The organism is Flavobacterium zepuense (assembly GCF_007097145.1).
In the GTDB taxonomy this organism is placed as follows: domain Bacteria; phylum Bacteroidota; class Bacteroidia; order Flavobacteriales; family Flavobacteriaceae; genus Flavobacterium; species Flavobacterium zepuense.
The window spans coordinates 1-1,270 of record NZ_VJVZ01000034.1; the positions used below are offsets into that span (position 1 = coordinate 1).

Below are 1,270 nucleotides of genomic sequence, written 5' to 3' on the forward strand. Positions count from 1 at the left end.
TGTGTAGGATACATTGGCATAATACGATTGTGTAATATTTGTAAGCTCCCTTAAATCCGGTGCAGTCTGGATCTGCCTTGCAATAAATGGTTCATAATAATAGGGGTAAAACTTCTGCGGATCAATTGCATTATTTGTATTTGTCAAAAGTTCCGGATCGTAGCCATAGAGGATCAAACCGGTTGAACGGCTACGGCTGTCACTCCCTTCATATCCTGCAATGGCATTAATTTCATGGTCTTGTGCTAACACTTCATTATAATTCAGCTGTAGCCTCCCTGTTTTTGATATAGAGCTAACCTCTGTTCTATAAAGTATGTCTCCAAGTGTTACAGGCCTGACAACCATATTATCCACGATGGAGGAGTACTGGTTGATTGTGCTTCTAGTAAAGTAGCTGCTTATCCCATAATCTGCATTAATTGTATTGGTCTCTTTCAGGAACTGGTATCCCCCTGTCAGGTTTAGACCCTTTACTATTTTAAAATTAAAGCCTAAATTTATTTTATACTGGTCTGATTGCGCCTTGGTGTTTGGATTAAATTCATCTTTAGGCCGGTAGTGCCAATCGAGTAGCTTTCCGTTCCCTGCTGTATCTATGTAGGAAGACCGAAGAGTTGTCAGGGTAACAACCGGTAAGGAATTACCTTTATCATCAGCCAAACGGTCGTAAGGGGTATATGGTGTATAAGTATCTGATTTACTATATGTTTGCGCAGAACTGACATTAATACCGCTTGTTATTTCCAGCCTATCCTTTAACAGCGAAAAAGTATTGTTTGCGTTAAAAGTGATGCGGTCAAATTTGTCGGTTACCGAATTAGCCAAATTCTTATCATAGCCGCCTGATATATAAAAGTGCTGATTTTCATTTCCTCCGCTTAGATTTAGCAGGTATTGTTGGTGTACTGATGGCCTGTAAGCGTAACGGTTCAGCTGTGAGCGCACATCATAAGCTTTTAATGCGTCAATTCGTGACGCTGAATCCGCCGCAGTTATTTGGTTGTTTGACCGCTGGATAAAGATCTCTACCGCTGGGGATAACGGCGTATAATTATAAAGTTGGTCGAAGAAGTAATAATTGTTTTTAAACAGATCCTGTTCAAGGTCTATAAAGTCCGATGAAGAAATTTGCGGCCTGTAGTATAAATTGGGTTTACTGCCAACGGTCAATGTTGATGAAACGCTAATGCTAAGCGGCTGATTTTTTTTTCCCTTCTTTGAGGTAAGTACAATAACACCATTACTTGCCCGCGTGCCCCAGATGGAT

The 1,270-nt window shown here is 40.5% G+C and carries 1 protein-coding gene; it reads right to left on the minus strand.

Annotated features, from left to right (window positions below; translation table 11 throughout):
- Positions 1 to 1,270, minus strand: a 1,270-nt coding sequence (locus FMM05_RS21080) for a SusC/RagA family TonB-linked outer membrane protein (protein WP_221932295.1), incomplete at both ends; no start/stop codon positions are given.